Raw genomic sequence first — 19,929 nt, 5'->3', positions numbered from 1 at the left:
TCATGCTTAAAATTCGCCAACTCCAAGGGCGATCGCCCGGCGGGCAGATTCCGGCGATCGCTCTGGCAGCCTATGCTGGACAAGTTAACCAGCAACCGGCGCTCGCCGCTGGGTTTCTGAGCTCACCTACCTAAACCCGCCCGACCAGCAGAGATAATGAAGATCGTTGCCCGTTTGTGTGGGCCCAAAGGAAGGACAAGCGCATGATCCGGCAGTCTCAACTCGTTGAACAGATTTTTGCAGGCAATAGCGAGATGGCGATGCTGATGCGATCGCACGACTGGTCGCAAACGCCACTAGGGGCTGTCGAAACCTGGCCTCAAAGCTTGAAAACCGCGATTCGGATCATCTTAGGCTCTCGTTACCCCATGTTCGTCTGGTGGGGACAGCAGATGACCAAGTTTTATAACGATGCTTACATTCCTATGCTCGGCAAGCGACATCCGCAAGCACTAGGTCAGCCTGCCTCACGGGTATGGGCTGAAATCTGGGACACGCTAGGGCCGCAAGCAGAAGCGGTTTTGAACCAGGGACAATCGACGTGGAATCAAGAATTGCTTCTGGTCATGGAGCGCAACGGGTATACAGAGGAAACCTATTTTACCTTTTCCTACAGTCCGGTGGCGAATGATGATGGCCCAGTGGGGGGCGTTTTCTGCGCCTGTAGCGAGGACACTCAGCGCGTGTTGAGCGATCGCCGCTTGGCAACGTTGCGCGAATTAGCCGCAGAAACAGTCACTGCCAAGACGGTAGAAGCAGCTTGCAAAATTTCCGCCACCGTATTGACCAATAACGCCTATGACATCCCGTTTGCGCTGTTTTATCTACTCGATGGCGAAAGCGAGATCGCACGACTCGCGGGTACAACAAGGTTAGCAGCCGGAACCCTTGCCTCTTGTGAGGCGATCGAGCTTACATCGGCCCAAAAGTGCGAGTGGCAATTGAAGCAAGTCATCGAGACGGGCGAAAGCAGAATCATTGAAGATTTGGAGGCGCAATTTGGACTTTTACCGGGCGGCGCGTGGTCTGAATCTCCTCATCAAGCGGTAGTTCTACCACTAGCTCGATCGGGAGAAACGTTCGGGTTCCTGATTGCTGGAGTGAGTCCGCTTAGAACGTTTGATGATGATTACAAAGGTTTTTTTGACTTGATGGCTGGGCAGGTGACAACAGCGATCGCCAACGCCCAAGCTTACGAACAAGAGCGTAAACGTGCCGAAGCATTAGCTGAGTTAGACCGTGCTAAAACCACGTTTTTTAGCAATGTGTCTCACGAATTCCGCACGCCGCTCACCTTGATGCTGGCTCCCTTAGAAGACACGATCGCGAATTTGAATGGAACAATTCCATCTCAAGAATGCGAACAATTACAGTTGGTGCAGCGTAACGGAATGCGGCTGCTCAAACTCGTTAATAGCTTGCTCGATTTTTCACGCATCGAAGCAGGTCGAGTCCAAGCATCTTATGAACCTGTAGATTTGGCAACCTATACGGCGGAACTTGCCAGCACGTTTCGCTCGCTGATAGAACGGGCAGGAATGTCGCTGATTGTTGACTGTCTACCCTTGCCCGAAGCGATTTATGTCGATCGCGAAATGTGGGAAAAAATTGTTCTCAATCTATTATCAAATGCCTTTAAGTTTACGTTAGGAGGAACAATTACTGTTCGATTGCAGTGCGTCGAAAATTGTGTTGAGTTAACGGTTTCAGATACAGGAGTCGGTATTCCGTCCGAAGAACTACCGCATTTATTTGAGCGATTTCATCGAATCAAAAACTCGCAAGGCAGGAGTTTTGAAGGCTCTGGCATTGGGCTATCCCTAGTGCAAGAACTCGTCAAACTACACAGTGGAAAGATCGATGTCAGCAGCACTTTTGGGCAGGGCAGTTGCTTTACGGTGACAATTCCCACCGCAACAGCTCATCTGCCGCCGGAGCAAATTGGTGCCAGTTGCACGTTAGCCTCAACGGCGTTAGGCGCGATGCCCTATGTCGAAGAAGCTCAACGGTGGTTGCCAGAAGGCGATTTTAGATTGCCGATTGTGGGTTTTGAATTAGACAATAATCCTACTAACTTAAATCTTGCACCAGCCAATCAGGCCACTGAATCAAAAATCTTATTGGCAGATGATAACGCTGATATGCGCGATTATATTCGGCGACTCCTGAGCCGTTCTTATATTGTTCAAACCGTCGCCGATGGCGTTGCTGCTTTGACTGCCATTGAGAAAAATCCCCCTGATTTAGTATTAACCGATGTGATGATGCCGGGGATGGATGGGTTTGAGTTGTTGCGATCGCTGCGTTCTAATCCCGCAACCCAAGACATTCCCATCATTCTCTTATCAGCCCGCGCGGGCGAAGAATCCCGCATTGAAGGACTCGCAGCCGGAGCCGACGACTATCTGATTAAACCGTTCTCGGCGCGCGAACTGCTGGCAAGGGTAGAAGCAAGTTTGAAGCTGGCACGGCTGCGGCAGGAAGCAACTGTGCGAGAGCGAACCATTCTGGGGCGCGTAACCGATGCGTTTATGGAAATGGATCTCGACTTTCGCTTGACCTATGCTAATGAAGCCGCACAACGAGTGTCGCGAACTCCCTTAGAAGCAATGCTGGGCAAAACGATGTGGGAAGCCTTCCCAGGCACGATCGGCAATCAGTTTGAATTCGAGTATCGCCGATCACTCAGCGAGCAAATCGCGGTGGACTTTGAGGAATATTATGCCCCGTTTGATGTGTGGGTTGAGGTTCACGTTTATCCTTCACCGACGGGGCTATCTCTTTTCTTTCGAGATATCAACGATCGCAAAAAAATTGAGCAGGAACGGGAACGGTTTCTTGCCGTCGGTTCAGATTTGCAAGCGATTACGGGCATAAACGGGTATTTCCACTGGATCAGCCCAACCTTTGAACGAATCCTCGGCTGGACACCAGACTTCATGACATCCCGCCCCTGGACTGAGTTTGTCCACCCGGACGACCTGGGCGCCTCGGTTTCAGAAGCCGACAGTCTGTTCTCCGGTAACCAAAGCTTGAGGTTTGAAAACCGTTACCGACACAAAGACGGTTCCTACCGCTGGTTGCTCTGGAACGCCCAGCCCTACCCAGAAGAACAAGTGATTTACGGCACTGCCGTTGACATCACCGATCAGGTGCGCGTCGAAAACGAGCGCCAACGGGCCCAACAAGCCTTGCGTGAAACCGAGGAGCAGAGCCGGAATATTCTAGAGAGTATTGCTGAAGCATTCTTTGCCCTGGATGAGAACTGGCGGTTCACCTACCTCAATCAATTTGCTGAAACATTGCTCGATCGCATTCCGGGTGATTTGATTGGCAAGAATTTATGGGAAGAATACCCAGGACTGATTGACAACGAGTTGGAGCCGATCTATAGGAGCGCCATGCGCGATCGCGTGGCTGGGTCAGTGACGGCGTTTTATCCCGACCACGATCGTTGGTACGAAGCCCGCAGCTACCCTGCCGCACATGGAATCACCGTTTATTTCAAGAATGTCACCGATCAAATTCAAGCGGAAGCAGTCCTGCGCCAAACGTCCGCCGAACTCGAACGGCAACTGCAAAAGTTCAACGCCTTTAAATCTTCGGTGCCGGACTTTATTTATACGTTCGATTTGTCCGGGCGGTTCATGGATGTCAACAAGCCGTTGCTCGACCTTTGGCAAAAATCCTTCGCTGAAGTCATCGGCAAAAACTTTTTTGAATTAGATTACCCAGTGGATTTAGCTGTCAAATTGCACAATCAGATTCACAAAGTGATTCAGACGCGCCAACCGCTTAAGGATGAAACTCCATACACCAGCGCGTTCGGTACAAGAGCTTACGAGTATATTTGGGTGCCCGTTTTTGATGCAGAGGGTGCTGTGGAAATGGTAGCGGGTTTAACGCGCGACATCACCGATCGCAAGCAAGCCGAAGCTGAACGCGAGAAGCTTCTGCAACATGAGCAAGCGGCACGAGAAGCCGCCGAAACTGCCAACCGAATTAAAGATGAGTTTCTGGCGGTGCTGTCTCACGAGTTGCGATCGCCACTCAATCCCATTCTCGGCTGGTCGAAGCTGTTACAGCAGGGGAAACTGGGCGCTGCAAAAACGGCTAGCGCCCTTGCCACGATCGAACGCAACGCGCGACTCCAGTCACAACTGATTGATGACTTGCTCGACATCTCCCGCATTCTGAGCGGCAAACTGAGTTTGAATCGGATGTCCGTTGACTTGAATATGGTGATTTCGGCCGCTTTAGAAACCGTTCGACTAGCCGCCGAAGCTAAGTCACTGCAAATTCAAACAACCTTTTCACCCTCCCTGGGAATGGTAATGGGCGATTCCGGGCGTTTGCAGCAAGTAATCTGGAATCTTTTATCCAATGCCGTGAAATTCACCCCTGAAGGCGGGCAAATTACTGTTAGGTTAACCCAAACTAAAACTTATGCCCAGATTCAAGTCATTGATACGGGAAAGGGTATCAATCCTGACTTTCTGCCTTATGTGTTTGAGCATTTTCGGCAAGAGGATGGAGCCATAACTCGTAAATTTGGGGGTTTGGGATTGGGGCTGGCGATCGCGCGTCAAATTGTGGAACTGCACGGCGGCAGAATTTGGGTTGAGAGTAGGGGTGAAGGACAGGGAGCCAGCTTCACCGTTGAACTTCCCCTCTTGCATACCGCGAATCCGGTTGAAGAAGTTGCCGCTGGGGCTGAAACTCGATCTGACGAGCTCGATCTGGCAAATCTGCGCGTGTTGGTTGTGGATGATGAACGCGATTCACGCGAGTTTGTGGCGTTTGTAGCGGAACAAGCCGGAGCCAAAGTTACTGCCGTTGGGTCTGCGATCGAGGCGCTGCAACTGCTCTCAACCACAGCCTTCGATATCCTCCTGTGCGACATCGGAATGCCAGATATGGATGGCTATATGCTAGTGCGGCAAGTTAGAACTCTACCACCAGAGCAGGGTGGGCAAATTCCGGCGATCGCCCTGACTGCGTATGCTGGAGACTTTAATCAGAAACAAGCTCTTGCTGCTGGGTTTCAACATCATATTGCAAAACCTGTGGAAGCGAATGAGTTAGTCAAAGCAATGCTGAAATTGCCTCTGAGACTGCATCGCTGAGTCCGAATTTTAATAGATTGTCGATCGCCCACAATCTATATAAACCCGCCCCCCACAACCGATAACTGAATTCTGACTCCTGACTCCTGAATTTTTTATGGTCAAAAGTCTTGAGTTTTAAATTAAAGATTATTTAACTTAAAACTCAAAACTATTTTCCCTTAATCAACTTATCAATCCCGGCTGTGAGTAGCTCCATTCGGCAAAATCGCCCCGCCCAAAGCTGCTTCATTCAAATTATCAACATTCAAGCTTGCCCCAATCAAATTAGCCTCCGACAAATTAGTTCCTGTCAAATTCGCCCCTGTCAGAGAACTTAGCAGCAAACCCGCTCCCGACAAATTGGCGTGACTCAAATTCGCCCCCCGCAAATCCGCTTCCAGCAAGCTAGCACCTGCCAAATTTGCACCGCTCAAGTTAGCTCCCCGCAAAGAAGCTTTGTTCAAATTCGCAGCCCTCAAATCAGCATTGTGCAGAATCAAACCATTTAAATTAGCTTTACTCAAATTAGCTCCCTGCAAGTCGGCACCGCTCAAATTAGAGCCATTTAGATTGGCCGATTGCAAGTCAGCACCGCTCAAGTCAGCACCGCTCAAATTAGCAGCGCAAATAGAAGTCTCCCGCAGACTTGCTTCGCTCAAAGAAGCCCCAACCAAATTGACGCCGCTGAGATTTCCGCGATTGAGATGAGCCCGAGTTAAAGTTGCTCCGCTCAGGTTTGCCCCGGTCAAATCTACCTCGCTGAGAATCGCTCTCGTCAGATTTGCTCTGCTTAAGTCAACCCCGCTCATAATTGCTCGGCTCAGCGTCGCCCCGCTCAAATTAGCCTCAGTTAGTTTTGAGCCGCTTAGCAAACAAGCTCCTACTAAACTCGCTCCCGTCATTACAGCTTTGCTCAAGTCAGCCTGAGACAATATTGCTCCGCTGAGATTGGTCCCGCTAAAATCTGCTCCGATCGCCACAGTTCCAGTTAAACTAGAACTCCCGAGGTTAGCTTCAATTAATTTCGCCTTAGACAAATTAGCCCCGCTCAAGTCGGCGCCGTTTAAATTAGCTCCAATCAGTTTGCTTTTAATTAAGTTGGCGCCTTTCAAATTAGCGCTACTCAAATTTGTTCGACTGAGATTAGCTTCACTCAAATGAGCTTCAATGAGGTTAGCTCCTCGAAAATCTCGTTCCCCGTTTCTATGTCTAATTAAAAGTTCATCGGCACTTAAAATTTCAGTGAAATTCATAAAAAAAGTTGAGTGAGTTTCCTTAATTTCTCGATGTTCTCTGTTGTCTGAAAATTTGTACTATCGTGTTTGGCCGTAAGTTTTTTCAACCTATACTGCCACATTAACAATTGTCAAAACTGGTTGATTCCTAGCATCATCCTGCTCACCTAGTTATAACTCACGAAAAACCCGGTTTCTCGTAAATAATCTGGGTGTTTTCAGCGCGGCCGTCATAAAGAAACCTAGTTTCTCGCCGCGTGTAAGCCCTGTAAGTCTTATTTGGCTAGTAATTAGTTTGCGGTTGATGTTAGTTGTTAATTGTTAGTTGTATTTATACTAACTGCTAATCACTACCTATTAACTGCTAACCATTTACCAAAATACCGAGAAGTTGTCGATCGATCTTGTCAAGGTTGATCGAATATTTGGGGTATTGCTGGCGGCATCCGCGCCGCATTCTGACCGGAAAAATTGCTGGTACAGGCGATCGAATTTATTAGTGCAATCAAGAAACAAGATCTCGGAGCTTCAACCCCAAATGCCTTCTACATAAGTGCCTTCTATCTTCGATAGCCCATGAAAGCAGAGCCCGGTCAGCTCAGCTAGTTTCACCTCCCCCCACTGTGCTGCGCGCCAGTGAAATCCAACAGGAAGGCTGTTTCCCTCGCAGTGCTGAGCGAGTCGCAGGCAAAGCAAACAATACGCTGCGGTGAGCCTGAGATTTCGCGAAAAAATGAGCCGCGAGCCATTGTGCTCCCGCGCTGCTGTGCTTGCTATCAATCTTTACTCGATCCATGAGCGCTTGCGGTTCTAATTAACAGAACACCCGACACCAGACGCGCTCCCGGACATAAAAGCTGTTCCTGGGCTTCTCAAATGTTTCGCTGAGGCATTCCCAGAAAAACTGTATTCCTGTAGCAGGTCTTGCCAACGGCAATTCGGCTGCTACAGCCAACTAATGACCAGCCTAAGTGTTGCCCGAAGGCTCCGACAATATTATTATTCTAATATTTGCCGACCACCGCAGGCATTTCTGGGCGCGCGGGACTGTGTACTTCACCTGTATAAGTTGGTGAAATTAGCCAGCCCATAATTAAAGATAGTCGCTCTTTGACTAACTGGGCAATATCTGCTGTAATTTATGTCATCAAATTTGATAATACTGCGGGGTTTGCAATCGAGCTGTAGTGAGTGTTACAGACTTAAAAACCACTGGGGATTTAGGATGTAAAAAATAAGGGAGCCGATCGAGCCGCCGACGCAAAGCCCACCTTGCCAATCAAAATAAAACTTTTGACAGGCCGCTTTTTTTTAAGTTTCCAGAACAAAACAAAAGTCAGCTTCCAAAGAAAAAGCCGACTTTTGAGATAATTTTATCGGCAAAGCGTAAAAAGCCTAGCTCGTCGGTGTTTGTTCGATCGCCCGGAACAATCCGAGTGCGCGAGTGCGACTACCCTGCCGCAACTAGAAACAATACCCAAACAAACTCTGAAGTATTAAATCAGAGGGCGGCCGCTAGTGCCACGAGTGGGATCGTAAATACCAGCGGTAGTATCAACGCCTGGAGTGCCAGGAGCGCCGTAATCAGCCCGAGCACTATCCACGCTGGGGTGGTCGTAGGTGTTCCAATGCTGAATGCCTCCGCGACTCAAAATGGTTTCAGCTCTAGCGACTTCTGCTTCGCTGCCGTCAACCAGTACCAAGTAATCTCCCCTTGCCACGCGATCGTTGTATGCTCTAGCTTCCTCTTCGGGAATTCCCATACCGACTAAAGCTCCGATCAAGCCGCCTGCTGCTGCACCCAAAGCCGTACCGGCTAGTGTAGTGGCGATCGCCGTAGCTGAGGCTCCTGCCAGCATAATCGGCCCGATTCCCGGAATGGCCACTAGACCCAGACCTACCAACAAGCCTGTCAAACCGCCCAAAGTGCCACCTGTGAGGGCGCCTTTTGTGACCCCTTCATCGGATTTGTTGTCTGTGCTGTCGTGCACGTCAATGCCTGCGATGTCCCCTTTCGAGTCAGCATCCTTAGCGATGACCGAAACCCGATTCATGTCGAAACCGGCAGTTCTAAGTTCTCCCAGTGCGTGTTCCGTCTCGCGGCGGGTTGAAAATACTCCCACAGCGCGCTTCTGGCGGCCCGAAGCTCTGCGGCCGGTGTCTGCCGGCACATCGTAAATGCCCCAATCCTGAATGCCCCGCACGCTCATAATTCCTTCGGCTGTGGCAAGTTCGGCATCTGTTCCTTCTACGAATACCAAATATTCTCCGCGCGAGACGCGATCGTTATAAGCTTTAGCTTTCGCTTCGGGAACTCCCAAACCGACCAAACCGCCTACCAAACCGCCTGCTGCTGCCCCAATCGCGCCTCCGACTACCATATCTGCCAGCAGAGTTGCGAGCGCGCCCCCCGCCATCACCGGGCCAACTCCCGGAATCGCCAGTGCTCCAATGCTTCCGAGCAACCCAATCAAACCGCCTGTCACGACTCCCGCTGTCGCGCCTGCTTTTGCGCCGCCACCCACTTTGTCGTCGGTACCCTTACCAGTACCAGTGTTAGCGCCCGCAATTCCGCTGCGATCGAGATTTTCCCCAACTACCGAAACTTTATTCATCGGAAACCCGGTACTTTGCAGCTCCATCAGGGCTAGTTCCGTATCTCGGTAATTAGAAAATGCTCCTACAGCTCGCTTGTGTTGACCTAAAGCCATTTTTTTTCTCCTTGAGAATATACTACTTTTACACAACCACAGAATTTATGCTCTGCCATCAATCACATTTAGTCATTTTTTTCCAACAAGTTTCATCGGTCGCTGGGAATAACTTCCAGCTCTATCTTCAGGTTGGTTTCCCACTAATTATCCGGGCTGAAAAATCGGAAATTGGGAAGGGAAAGTTACAGGTATTCCGCGAGTTTTGAGTGCGTTAATTTTAAATTCAATTTACACCCCTTAACTTAAAACCCCGCTCTCTCTAGGGAGTCACCTAAGCGTTGCGATCCGCTCCCAAAGTAATCTTAGAATGCCAGACTTTACCCTCTTCCCTCAGACTTCTCTTCTAGATCACTACATCCTTCTTCCTTGTTTCCCTCGGACTTCTTCTTTTTAATTTATTGATTGCTGCTAGGCGATGCGGGTGCAGCGGGGGCGACAACAGCCGTAACATTCACCTGTTTGACACCCTTAATCTCTTTAGCTAGCGGCTCAATTTTAGCTAAATCAGTTTCATTGGGAACTGTGCCGCCTACGGTGACAAGACCATCTTTTGCGTCAACAGTTAGCGCACCTTTAGTGATGTTTACTTCTAACTTGGAGCGAACTTCACTTTGCAGGTCGCCATCGGCTCTTATTGCATCGCCGCCCGTCACATTGTTGCGCTGTTCTCTGGCCCTGATATCAGAATTTGCTTGGTTTTTGCGAATCTCGCTAGTGGCGTCACCCTGAGTTTTTTGAACTGTATCCGCTGGGGGCGGGCTATTGGTATTTTCTGTGGTAGAATTAGGAGCATCCGAGCTAGTTTTAGCCCCTTCGCTGCAAGCAGCAGCTCCAAATAATAGGAGGCCGCTGAGGAGAATTGGTGTTAGTTTGTTCATAATAGGTTAATACCGTCCGGGTAAGCTTTCGATGAGGCTGACTTCGTTGAGCCAGATTTAGGAGCCAGATTAAGCAAGACAGAATCTTTGTTTTTGTCTTTGTTTCTTGTCTTTGTTTCTGCTTTCTGCTTTGGTTTTTTATAGGATTTAAAAATCCTTATATCAAATATATAAAGTTCAGCAAGTATCTACATCGCTCCACGGGTGTAAAATTTATCTATGTCGTTAGATAGAGTACAAACAACAAAATAAAGTCTTAGAGCTAATTCAACTTAATTAGTCGGGGACGCACTATTCCTCAGAAACCCGGTTGATTCCGAAATTTTTAGTTACTAAAGCTAATATTTTCCTATACACCAAGTTTAAAACGGTAAGTTTTATTAATAAATTTGAGCGCTACTCCCAACTAATTTTTCCCTCTTCCCGGTTCACTCACTATCCATCCCTGAAATCCGTTAAATCGGGTACACTACTCATTGTAAAATTTCCTGCTTCAAAACAAACGAAAAGAGTCGAGAAATTTTTGAGCATTTTCTGGTTCTGGGGTAGTGGCAACCAGGCCGTAAACGCGCGTTTCCACCAAAAAAACTTGACCTACACCTACAGGTTCAGTGGGCGAAAGCGGCTGAAACTCAAATTCTTTTCCCGGATAGCCTCCGAGGGAAATATCCCGCACCTGCAAGACTTTAGCATTCGCTGCCACGACGAAAAAATCAACGGCATTATTTAAAGTAATTCTGATATTATTGATATTATTATTCGTAAGCCGAAAATCTAGATCAAAGTATTGAAGCAAATAAGTTTCTTTGTTTTTTAAGTTCGATCGGTATGTATAAGCAATAAGTTGATTTGAAAAAATTTCTGAATTAATTTTAGGAGTTCCCGGCATATCGATCGCAAACTGACCCATCGCCGAGCAAAATGGCTGCCACTCTGGTGTCTGAATTTCTGCCCGCAGTGGGGCTGGTTGAGCTTTTGCAGGACGGGCAAACTTGACAGGGTATGAAAGTAATGTAGCAGTAACTAGAAGTAAATACAGAAATTTCATTTGGGTAAAAATTATATATGCCCGATCGATCTGCGCTAGCCTAGAAATATATCTGCAAAGGGGCGATTTATGCTGAATATTATATTTACTCAACGGCGAGGCAACTCTCCCGGACGATCTAAAACCAATAAAACCAATAAAACCAATATACTCGCTGCTGTAAATACTTGGCTGGCTGTGTGTCTGCTGGCTGCTGTCACAGCTTGTGCAAACAGCCCCAACAGCAAGGCACTCGAAGAATCTTTAGCCGCGGATCCGAAATTAAAACAAAATCCACTGGTTTTCTCTTCCCCGCCACCAGCGACAGCAATTGAGACAAACTCTATCGCCAAACTTCCTCCCGATTTTCCGACAGAGATTCCACTCTATCCTAATGCTGAGTTAATCGAAGTTGGTGGGGAAACCGATCCGTCGCAAAAAAATGTGCGGCTGCGCTGGGAAAGCACAGATCCTGTTAATTCGGTTCAGAACTTTTACTCCACAGAGTTTGGGCGTCGCAACTGGGAAATAGTCAGCCGCCCCACCGCCGAGGGACAAGGTTCTTTGGTAGCAACGCGAGATAATTTACGGGTAACTGTGTCGCTTTCTCCTACTCAGAAAGTAGGGGGTTCTACAGAATTTGCGATCGACTACAGCAAAGAGGGATCAGAAATTCCCGCCAGCCCCCAACCTAATAATTCCGAGTCTAGCGCATCTCCAACCGCTTCACCAACTCCATCTAATTCAGAGGGAACTACTCCAACGCCATCCGCCTCGCCCAAATCAGCACAAGTTAGCCAACTAGACACCCAAATTCCTCAACAGTTGCGGCAGTATGTGGCTGATTTAAGTCAGTTGGAAGCGCTGAAAGTGCGATCGACAGAAAGTGCTAATTTAGAAACAGCCAGCACTTTGCCCAAACCCAACAAAATTGTCACTCGCCGTGAATACGCCCGCTGGTTAGTAGCAGCTAACAATCAGATTTATGCTAGCCGTCAAGCCAAACAAATTAGATTAGCAGTAGACTCTAGTGAACCAGCCTTTTCTGACATACCCAAAAGTGATCCCGATTTTTCAGCAATTCAAGGTTTAGCAGAAGCCGGTGTAATTCCGAGTTCGCTTTCGGGAGAAACTAAAGATGTGAAATTTCGCCCGGATGCACCTTTAACTCGCGAAACAATGATTCTTTGGAAAGTACCTTTAGATACTCGTCAAGTTTTGCCCACAGCTAACATTGACGGAGTGAAAGAAAAGTGGGGTTTTCAAGATGCTTCTAAGATTGATTCCCAGGCATCGCGGGCAGTTTTAGCTGATTTTAACAATGGAGATTTGGCGAATATTCGCCGCGTTTTTGGTTTTACTACTCTGTTTCAGCCGAAGAAATCAGTGACTCGTGCCGAAGCTGCTGCTAGTTTGTGGTATTTTGGCGTTCAAGATCAGGGATTGTCTGCTAAAGATTCCCTGGAAGCAAAGTCTCAACCTGCTGAGTAGAGTTGTTTGGGGTGGTTAAAATTTTTGAAGACAGCATCTACTTACCAATACCCAAGAAACCGGGTTTTTTCTCTGTAAGCAAACCCGGTTTCTGCGTCCAAGACTGACGAAATTGTACCAATTTTTGATAAATCGGCGTGCGATCGCCCCCCACAAAAATTGCAGCTTGAGTTTCTAGGATTTCGGTGAATCTGGCTTACCCAGAAACCGACTTTTATCTACGAAAATGCCATGTAAAACGCGAGGCATATCCGGTGAAAAACCCTGTTTCTTTAATTCCTCTGGGGGAGTTCTCGTAAAAAACCCTTTTACAAATTAAAAATCGGCTTTTCTGTCCTGGTGCCCTATCCTAGGGGGGAGATTTTTTTTCTTTAATCTTAATTTCTGTATCCTGCCATACAACTGCTGCATTTTGCGGGCAAATTTTATACATATTTTAACTAACACTTTTTTCAAAACTCTCAGTAGGATTCCGGATGCCGTAGCGGCCTTAACGATAAATGAACAAGAGTGTTTGAGCTCTTGGAGAGCATTTTTTAATGTACGATATTACCTTATTTACCCCGCAAGACATGGCTAAATGCAGCTTAGTCCTGCGCCACTTAGGTAGAAATACTGCTAGTATGGAAGCCAGCAGCCAGAATATTGTTAACTATATTTACCGACATTTTTGCGATTCGCAAACTGGAGAAAATACCTGTGCCTTAGTGCGTTTGTTCAAAACTCATCCCTACGGGGAATTAGAAGACTCATTGCAACAATCCGCCCGCCGCTTGATGAAGGGCAATTCCCCCGCCGCCGACATGAAATGTTGGACTCTGCTAGCAGCAGCAGGCACACAACCGCAGTGGAATTCTCGGCACACAGCAGCAGAAAATCCAGCTATTCCATTAGTTAGCACAAAATTAGTGGCTCAAATGCCGGCGATTTCGGAAATAATCCGGCAGTTCGGTTTAGACATTCCTACATTCCTCGGAATTGAGCGAGAAAGGTTCCTGCAATTAGAGCCCGCAGTATTAAATATTTTTCATGTATCAGAAGCAAAAGGCAGCCCCTTTATTCCTGAGCAAAATTCCTTAATTATCCCCTACCAAGTCAAGTCTGTCTTGGGATTTGGGGGACTTCTGCCCTCAGGAAGTGTGTTTGCGGTAGTGATGTTCCTGAAAGTTAAAATTCCCCAAAGCAGGGCTGAAATGTTTAAAGATTTGGCACTTAGTGTAAAAACAGCATTGTCCATCCCCGACACACAAAGTGTTTTTGAGTCTTCAGAAAATCCTAACTTTTTTTTTAAAAATAACGATTTTGGGGAAACCCAATTACTGGAATATCAAGTTGCCAAGTTAATTCAATTGCTGGATTTTTCCGAACAAGAAATGCTCAGACAAGCCGCTCGGTTTCAACAGACAATTGACAATTTACAGGGCGAACTGGCAGAGTACAAAAATAAGGAACAAGCTTTGAAAGTAAGCCAAAATTCGTTTACAGGCATCCTCAATATTCCCAAAGAGGCTATTGCTAGCGTAGAGGAAAATCAAGGAATTCAGCGTTTTAATCAAGGGGAAGAACAGATTTAAACAGTGAAATTCCGATTAGACCTGATGAAACTGTATTGAGTTCTCAAATAAAAGTACCAACGCCTGACGGCAGTGTCACAATGAGCGTTCCTGCTCGTGTTCGTTCTGGGCAATCTTTGCGACTACGAGGCAAAGGATGGCCCAAACCTAAGGATGGGCGCAGCGATCAAATTGTCAAGTTACAGATTGTATCTCCTCAGGATGTAAGCCAGATTGAGCGTGACTGCTATGAAAAAATTCGTGCTAATAGCAGTTTTAATCAGCGTGCCAATTTAGAGGAGGTAAGGCTATGAACGAGGTTAGTCTTTCATGGGTAGTTGTTTCACAAGAGGGCGATCGCCTTTATTCATTTGAGTATGTAGCTAGAGTTACAGAAACCTCTGTCACTCTAGTGGAAGGCTTTGTTGAAATGGGATTAATTGAAGCCACGGGTTAGATGCTGCGGCCCGACATCGGTCGCATCAGCCAAATTCAGCGCTTACGTCGGGATTTGGGGCTGAATTTAGTGGCAGTGGCAATGGTTTTAGACATGGCTTGCGGAAATTGCACAGTTGAAGGCATACCAGTCACAGCATTTATAGGAAAGCTCCAGAGGGAGGAGAAATCAGTATGCAGAGTTCATCGAGTGCTCAAGCTAGCGTGTAACTAGAATACTTTCGCCAAGTAGAGAAAGGGTTCTCATGCTTACGGCTGGAAATTATTTTATCTGCGCTCCTTGGCACTTATTCTAGGATGCAAAAATAGTCTTACAATGACTACTTTTTTTGCGCCCACATAGAACGAATTTTGCGGAGTGTGTTTGTCTCTGACATTGCTAGTTGCAGCATACCCGATCGCGGTTTACGGTATTGTCCAGACCACTTGATTTTGCTGTGGTCATACCCCCTGCTGTGCTTGAATTTCATTGAGCAACATCTCATCAGAGTAGGATTTTTCCCATTCGCCCTGAAGCTTGAGCCGCACTGACTTTGCGCCACCACTAGGCGTACAGACTACCCAGTACGTATCTTCTTGTCCTTTAACCTGAGCCGCATCCTGGTTTTCTGCATTGTGGGAAATCCCAGAATACGCTTGAATACATACCCAGGTAATGCCGTTGCTATCTGTAATCTCTCGTTCCATGACTATCCTATCGATTACTATACTTCTGTAAGGTTGGGGACGATCGCCTCTTGATGTTGCTCGATCCAGTCCCATGCCCATTGAAAGGGTATACCTGCTCGTTGCGCCGCTTGTTCATCTTCGGGGCGATCGCCCACATACAGCGAATTTTGCGGGGTGTGTTTGTGTCTGACCATTGCTAGTTGCAACATACCCGATCGCGGTTTGCGGTACTGTCCAGACCACTTAGTTTGGCTGTGGTTATGAACATTGTGGCCAGTGACGCGGAAACACTTTTTACCCTCAAAGTCGGGGCAGAAGTAGATCTCTCTCAACTCTGGGAATAACTCAAGCGTGTATTGCTGTTCCTGGATGCACTCTTGCATAGACTTATGACCTGCGGCAACTCCACCTTGGTTGGTGATGCCGGCAATAATCCAATCGTCTTTGTAAGCGCCAATGGCAATCTGGGCACCTTCAATAATGCGTTGATCTTTGGGATGTTGGAAGTATTGTTGTCCGCTGAGTGGTTCACGGAGCGTACCATCCATATCTATTAGTAATAAGCTCATCGTTCCCTAGAAAATTCCCTGTTTTATTAAACATCCTAAGCTGCGATCCGTTTCCTCTCCTCTAGCTAATGGAATGTACTGCTACGGCGATCGACCTATCTTGAAACGAAAGGGGTTGCCTCACCGCCAGAGATACAAATCTCGCCCACCAAAGAATTTAGCCCCACCTCAGTGCTAGCAGAGACAACCCCTTCCTTTTGCCCCTCCTTCCTGAAACCAAGTTGATGATTACCTCAAGTCCGATGCCCCTCGAAGCCCAACAACGGCAACCACCTGTAATTTATTGGCTTCAATCGAGCCTACTCCTTAAAATCCTCATTAAAAATTCTTCCGCTTGAAGATGAAGTCACTCTAGGAAAGTTTGGTCGAGTTGAAATCTACGAGCTCAACTTCTAACTGCAGATACCTTAGAGGTAGCATATCTGCATCCTCCTTAGAGTTTAGAAAGAAATCTATCTTGAGAAATAACCTCTAATGATTAACTCTAAAATAATTTAAGTAACTATTGTAACTAAAAGCTTAAAATTTGTTTACAAAAAACACTTGTTATTATTTATAAATATTCTTGTCAAATTGTTAAAGGTCGACTATACTAGAATAGAGAGTATTTTTATATGAATTCTGTCAAGAAAACCTGACTATTGGGGACAGGTTGTGGTTATATTTCTGAAATACTTTATGGCGTTTACTAATTAACGCTCAGCAGGTAAGGGGTTGCCATTACAGGATTTAAATAAAGCATTTTTTAGGACATTTGTCTTTAGAAAGGCACTCAGAGCAAAGCAGTAATGTAGTTCCGATTAACTCTTTAAATATTGCCCAGATAATATGCTCACTCCACAAGAAGATAACATTTTAGTAGAAACGAGTCCTCTGGCCCCTATGGTCATTGAGGAAACCCCAGACCATAAGGCATTATCAGAGCCGCTATTTACTGCAAACCCGCATCTTAAAATTGCCAAGCGAGATATTCGGCAAAGCCTCAAGGCATTAAGTACCGAAGGTGCCTTTGCTACCGTCTTTTACAGTATTATTGGCGGCGCCTTGCTTAGTAATTTCTTGCTGGATCTCGGTGCCAGTACAGTGGAAATTGGTCTGCTCGCCTCAATCCCTCAGCTAACCAATTTGCTGCAACCGCTGGGAGCCTATCTGGGAGACCGCATCAAGAGCCGCCACTGGTATTCGCTGGTGATTTTCGGCTCGTCGCGCCTGCCGTGGTTGCTGATTGTGCCAGGGATCTGGTTGGTCAGCTCATCTCGTATGCAGCCACGCCAGTTGCTGCTGTTGACATTGGCAATTATCTGCCTGAGTAATTTCATGGAAGCTTTGGGTCGTGCTTCCTTTCTTAGCTGGATGGCTGTGTTAGTACCAGACCGATTGCGGGGGCGGTATTTTGGGTTTCGCAATAGTGTGGTGACCTTCACCAATCTCGTCGGCGTGCCGGTGCTGGGTCTAGCGGTATCGAAGTGGCCGGGTGGTTCGCTCTCGGGCTTCGGTGTGGTTCTGGTTGTGGGAGTTGTGTTCGCAACACTCAGTCTGATCTTTCAGTTCTGGATAACCGATGTCAACCCGCAGCTAGTACACGCCTCCGATTCGGATACAGACCACAAGTCGCCCTGGGGGAAAGTTTTTAGCTTCCTCAAGGATGGCAATTTTTTGAGGTTTTTGTTTTACTCATCCTTGTGGAGCTTTGCGGTTAACATCAGCGCTCCCTTCTTTAACCTCTACTTGCTGGGGGACCTCAACCTAGATGTCAGCGTCGTAACGGTCTATAACAGCTTGGGAGCTGGTGCTAACTTGGTGATGCTGATGTTCTGGGGCAGACTGGCTGACCGGATTGGCAATCGCCCACTGATGATAACTGTGGGAATCTTGGTGGCTCTGACGCCTCTACTTTGGCTAGAATCTGGAACTTCTCCCATTTTCCTTTGGGCTTGGTTCCCCTTGTTGCACATACTCGGCGGTGCGACTTGGGCAGCGATTGACCTGTGCAGTGGCAATCTGATGATGTCGGTGACGCCGCTACGCAATCAGTCGATTTATTTTGCTGTTGCTGCGGCGGTTCCTGGAATCACTGGGGCGATGGGAATTACTGTTGGTGGCTATGTCGCGAGTGTGACGGATTTTGGTGGCTTGCCAACGGTGTTTGCTCTCTCAGCCGTCCTGCGCGTCGTTGCCCTCCTGCCCTTGGTGTTTGTTCACGAGCAGCGAGCTGTGCCTGTGAGTGAGCTAATGCGAGTCCTGATCCCAACACTCAAGCGTCAAGCAGGGGCTATTCAAGCAGGACGCACCACTTTGAAACCATTACCATTAATAGAAGAACTTGAGGATGAAAGTCCACCTGCAAGCTCATCCACTTAGTCTTGAGATGGCGAATTGACGAACCCTCCCCCTGAACGGGGAGGGATTTTTATTCATAGTTCATTGCAATGAACTACTGCGGGGACAAGAGCCGCCTGGTACCATTTCTGAAAATTCAACTATAATTAAGTATAACTGCTTATTACAAAAGCTTTTGAACAGATCTATCCTAGTGGGGATGTGGCAAAAAACGAAATGAGCCTTGGTTTTCTGCTTATCATATGTTAATGTAGCGGATATTACCAAGAACCCTCATGAATCCTCTACTGACAGGATTACTAAACTTCCAAGGAGTAATAGTTGAAGATTTTCAACACACCGAGAAAGATTTAGTATTAAAAGTCGAACAAGAGAATAGGGCATTATCAGAGACGGTATTTCCTCCAAACCCGCCTCAAAAAATTTCCAAGCGAGAAATTCGGACAAGTCTCAAGGCATTAACTACCGAAGCAGGCTTCGCCACAGTCTTTTCCAGTATCATTGGCGGCGCCTTGCTTAGTAATTTCTTGCTGGATCTCGGTGCGAGTACAGTAGAAATTGGTTTGCTCGCCTCAATTCCTCAGCTAACCAATTTGCTGCAACCGCTGGGAGCCTATCTGGGAGACCGCATCAAGAGCCGCAATTGGTATTCCCTGGTGATTTTTGGCTCGTCCCGGCTGCTGTGGTTGCTGGTTGTGCCAGGGATTTGGTTGGTCAGCTCATCTCGTATGGCTGGAGATCAGTTGGTGCTGTTGACACTGGCAATTATCTGGGTGACTAATATCATGGAAGCTTTGGGCCGTGCTTCCTTTTTTAGCTGGATGGCTGTGTTAGTACCAGACCGATTGCGGGGGCGGTATTTTGGCTTTCGCAATAGTGTTGTGACCTTAACCAATCTCATCGCTGTGCCGCTTCTGGGTCTAGCAGTATCGAAGTGGCCCGGTGGCTCGCTCTCTGGCTTCGGTGCGGTGTTGGTTCTGGGAATCGTGCTGGGGATAATCAGTCTGGGCTTTCACTTCTGGATGACTGATGTGAATCCAAAGCTTTTACAGGTCACCGATTCGGATACAGACCACCTGTCACCTTGGGAGACAGTTTTTAGCTTCTTCAAGGATGCCAATTTTTTGAGGTTTCTTCTTTACGCAGGCTTCTGGAGCTTTGCGGTTAACATGAGCGCTCCCTTCTTTAACCTCTACTTGCTGGGGGATCTCCACCTAGATGTCAGTGTGGTAACGCTCTATAACAGCTTGGGAGCTGGTGCTAACTTGCTGATGCTGATGTTCTGGGGCAGACTGGCTGACCGGATTGGTAATCGCCCCGTGATGATAACTGTGGGAGTCTTGGTGGCTCTGACGCCTCTACTGTGGCTAGAAGCTGGAACTACTCCCTTTTTCCTTTGGGTGTGGTTCCCCTTGTTGCATATAGTGGCCGGGGGGACTTGGGCAGCGATTGACCTGTGCAGTGGCAATCTGATGATGTCGGTGACACCGCTACGCAATCAGTCGATTTATTTTGCGATTGCGGCGGCGGTTCCTGGAATCACTGGGGCGATCGGAATCACTGTGGGTAGCTATGTCGCGAGTCTGGCTCATTTTGGTGGTTTGCCAATGGCGTTTGCTCTCTCAGCCGTCCTGCGGCTGTTTGCCCTGCTGCCCTTGGTGTTTGTTCACGAGCAGCGTTCTGTGGGTGTGAGTCAGCTAATACGCGCCCTATTCCCAGTCAGGCAGCCAACCAAGCTGATTGAAGCAAAGGAATAGCAATAAATTTATGGCCTAGCCCTGGTTGCTTCTCTGAACGATGAGTTTCTAACGTTCGTCGCCAGTCAGTTGCGTCATACCCTCCACACCATTTTGATTACCGGATCGAGGCTCTAGCACTGCTATTCAACC

General features: G+C 47.6%; 13 protein-coding genes and 1 pseudogene. 7 read left to right on the top strand and 7 right to left on the bottom strand.

Translation table 11 applies throughout. From position 1 onward, the window contains the following. Positions 1-203 precede the first annotated feature (203 nt). Positions 204-5,126: a response regulator gene (locus tag D0A34_26320; GenBank protein ID UNU21892.1), complete on the top strand. Its 4,923-nt coding sequence runs from the start codon at positions 204-206 to the stop codon at positions 5,124-5,126. Between the two features lie 173 nt (positions 5,127-5,299). On the opposite strand, the gene D0A34_26315 is transcribed toward D0A34_26320, so the two are convergent. The 5 genes from D0A34_26315 to D0A34_26295 all read right to left on the bottom strand — a co-directional run bounded on the left by D0A34_26315 (position 5,300) and on the right by D0A34_26295 (position 10,983). Beyond that, the gene (locus D0A34_26315) at positions 5,300-6,361 is read right to left on the bottom strand and encodes a hypothetical protein (protein UNU21891.1); all 1,062 of its coding nucleotides are present in this window, start codon (positions 6,359-6,361) and stop codon (positions 5,300-5,302) included. Between the two features lie 580 nt (positions 6,362-6,941). Continuing rightward, a complete protein-coding gene (locus D0A34_26310; GenBank protein ID UNU21890.1) occupies positions 6,942-7,139 on the bottom strand; it encodes a hypothetical protein in 198 nt (65 codons plus the stop codon). 700 nt (positions 7,140-7,839) lie between these two features. Further along, positions 7,840-9,054, bottom strand: a complete 1,215-nt coding sequence (locus tag D0A34_26305) for a histidine kinase (GenBank protein UNU21889.1) — start codon at positions 9,052-9,054, stop codon at positions 7,840-7,842. Positions 9,055-9,452: 398 nt separating this feature from the next. Further along, a complete protein-coding gene (locus D0A34_26300) occupies positions 9,453-9,935 on the bottom strand; it encodes a BON domain-containing protein (GenBank protein ID UNU21888.1) in 483 nt (160 codons plus the stop codon). Between the two features lie 493 nt (positions 9,936-10,428). Further along, complete coding sequence (locus tag D0A34_26295; protein ID UNU21887.1) at positions 10,429-10,983, bottom strand: hypothetical protein; 555 nt, start codon at positions 10,981-10,983, stop codon at positions 10,429-10,431. 69 nt (positions 10,984-11,052) lie between these two features. Between D0A34_26295 and D0A34_26290 the strand changes: the two genes are divergently transcribed. The 4 genes and pseudogenes from D0A34_26290 to D0A34_26275 all read left to right on the top strand — a co-directional run bounded on the left by D0A34_26290 (position 11,053) and on the right by D0A34_26275 (position 14,608). Beyond that, on the top strand, positions 11,053-12,453 hold the full coding sequence (locus tag D0A34_26290) for an S-layer homology domain-containing protein (protein UNU21886.1): 1,401 nt from the start codon (positions 11,053-11,055) through the stop codon (positions 12,451-12,453). A gap of 539 nt (positions 12,454-12,992) precedes the next feature. Beyond that, positions 12,993-14,027 carry a histidine kinase gene (locus D0A34_26285; protein UNU21885.1) on the top strand — a complete coding sequence of 345 codons (1,035 nt, stop codon included), beginning with the start codon at positions 12,993-12,995 and terminating at the stop codon, positions 14,025-14,027. An 8-nt stretch (positions 14,028-14,035) separates the two neighbouring features. Beyond that, entirely contained in the window at positions 14,036-14,320 is a 285-nt protein-coding gene (locus tag D0A34_26280) for a hypothetical protein (protein UNU21884.1), read from the top strand. Beyond that, positions 14,317-14,608, top strand: a pseudogene (locus tag D0A34_26275) (hypothetical protein). Before D0A34_26280 ends, D0A34_26275 begins: the two are co-directional and overlap by 4 nt. A gap of 295 nt (positions 14,609-14,903) precedes the next feature. Here D0A34_26275 and D0A34_26270 read toward each other — a convergent pair. Beyond that, positions 14,904-15,149, bottom strand: a complete 246-nt coding sequence (locus D0A34_26270; GenBank protein ID UNU21883.1) for a hypothetical protein — start codon at positions 15,147-15,149, stop codon at positions 14,904-14,906. Positions 15,150-15,166: 17 nt separating this feature from the next. Then, complete coding sequence (locus D0A34_26265) at positions 15,167-15,700, bottom strand: polynucleotide kinase (protein UNU21882.1); 534 nt, start codon at positions 15,698-15,700, stop codon at positions 15,167-15,169. 828 nt (positions 15,701-16,528) lie between these two features. Between D0A34_26265 and D0A34_26260 the strand changes: the two genes are divergently transcribed. Together D0A34_26260 and D0A34_26255 are read left to right on the top strand one after the other, a co-directional pair. Next, positions 16,529-18,061 carry an MFS transporter gene (locus D0A34_26260; protein ID UNU21881.1) on the top strand — a complete coding sequence of 511 codons (1,533 nt, stop codon included), beginning with the start codon at positions 16,529-16,531 and terminating at the stop codon, positions 18,059-18,061. A gap of 254 nt (positions 18,062-18,315) precedes the next feature. After that, a complete protein-coding gene (locus tag D0A34_26255; protein UNU21880.1) occupies positions 18,316-19,797 on the top strand; it encodes an MFS transporter in 1,482 nt (493 codons plus the stop codon). Positions 19,798-19,929 lie beyond the last annotated feature (132 nt).

It is taken from the genome of Microcoleus vaginatus PCC 9802 (assembly GCA_022701275.1).
In the GTDB taxonomy this organism is placed as follows: domain Bacteria; phylum Cyanobacteriota; class Cyanobacteriia; order Cyanobacteriales; family Microcoleaceae; genus Microcoleus; species Microcoleus vaginatus_A.
The sequence above is the reverse complement of the archived record's forward strand: the minus strand, read 5'-3'. Positions and strand labels throughout refer to the sequence as shown.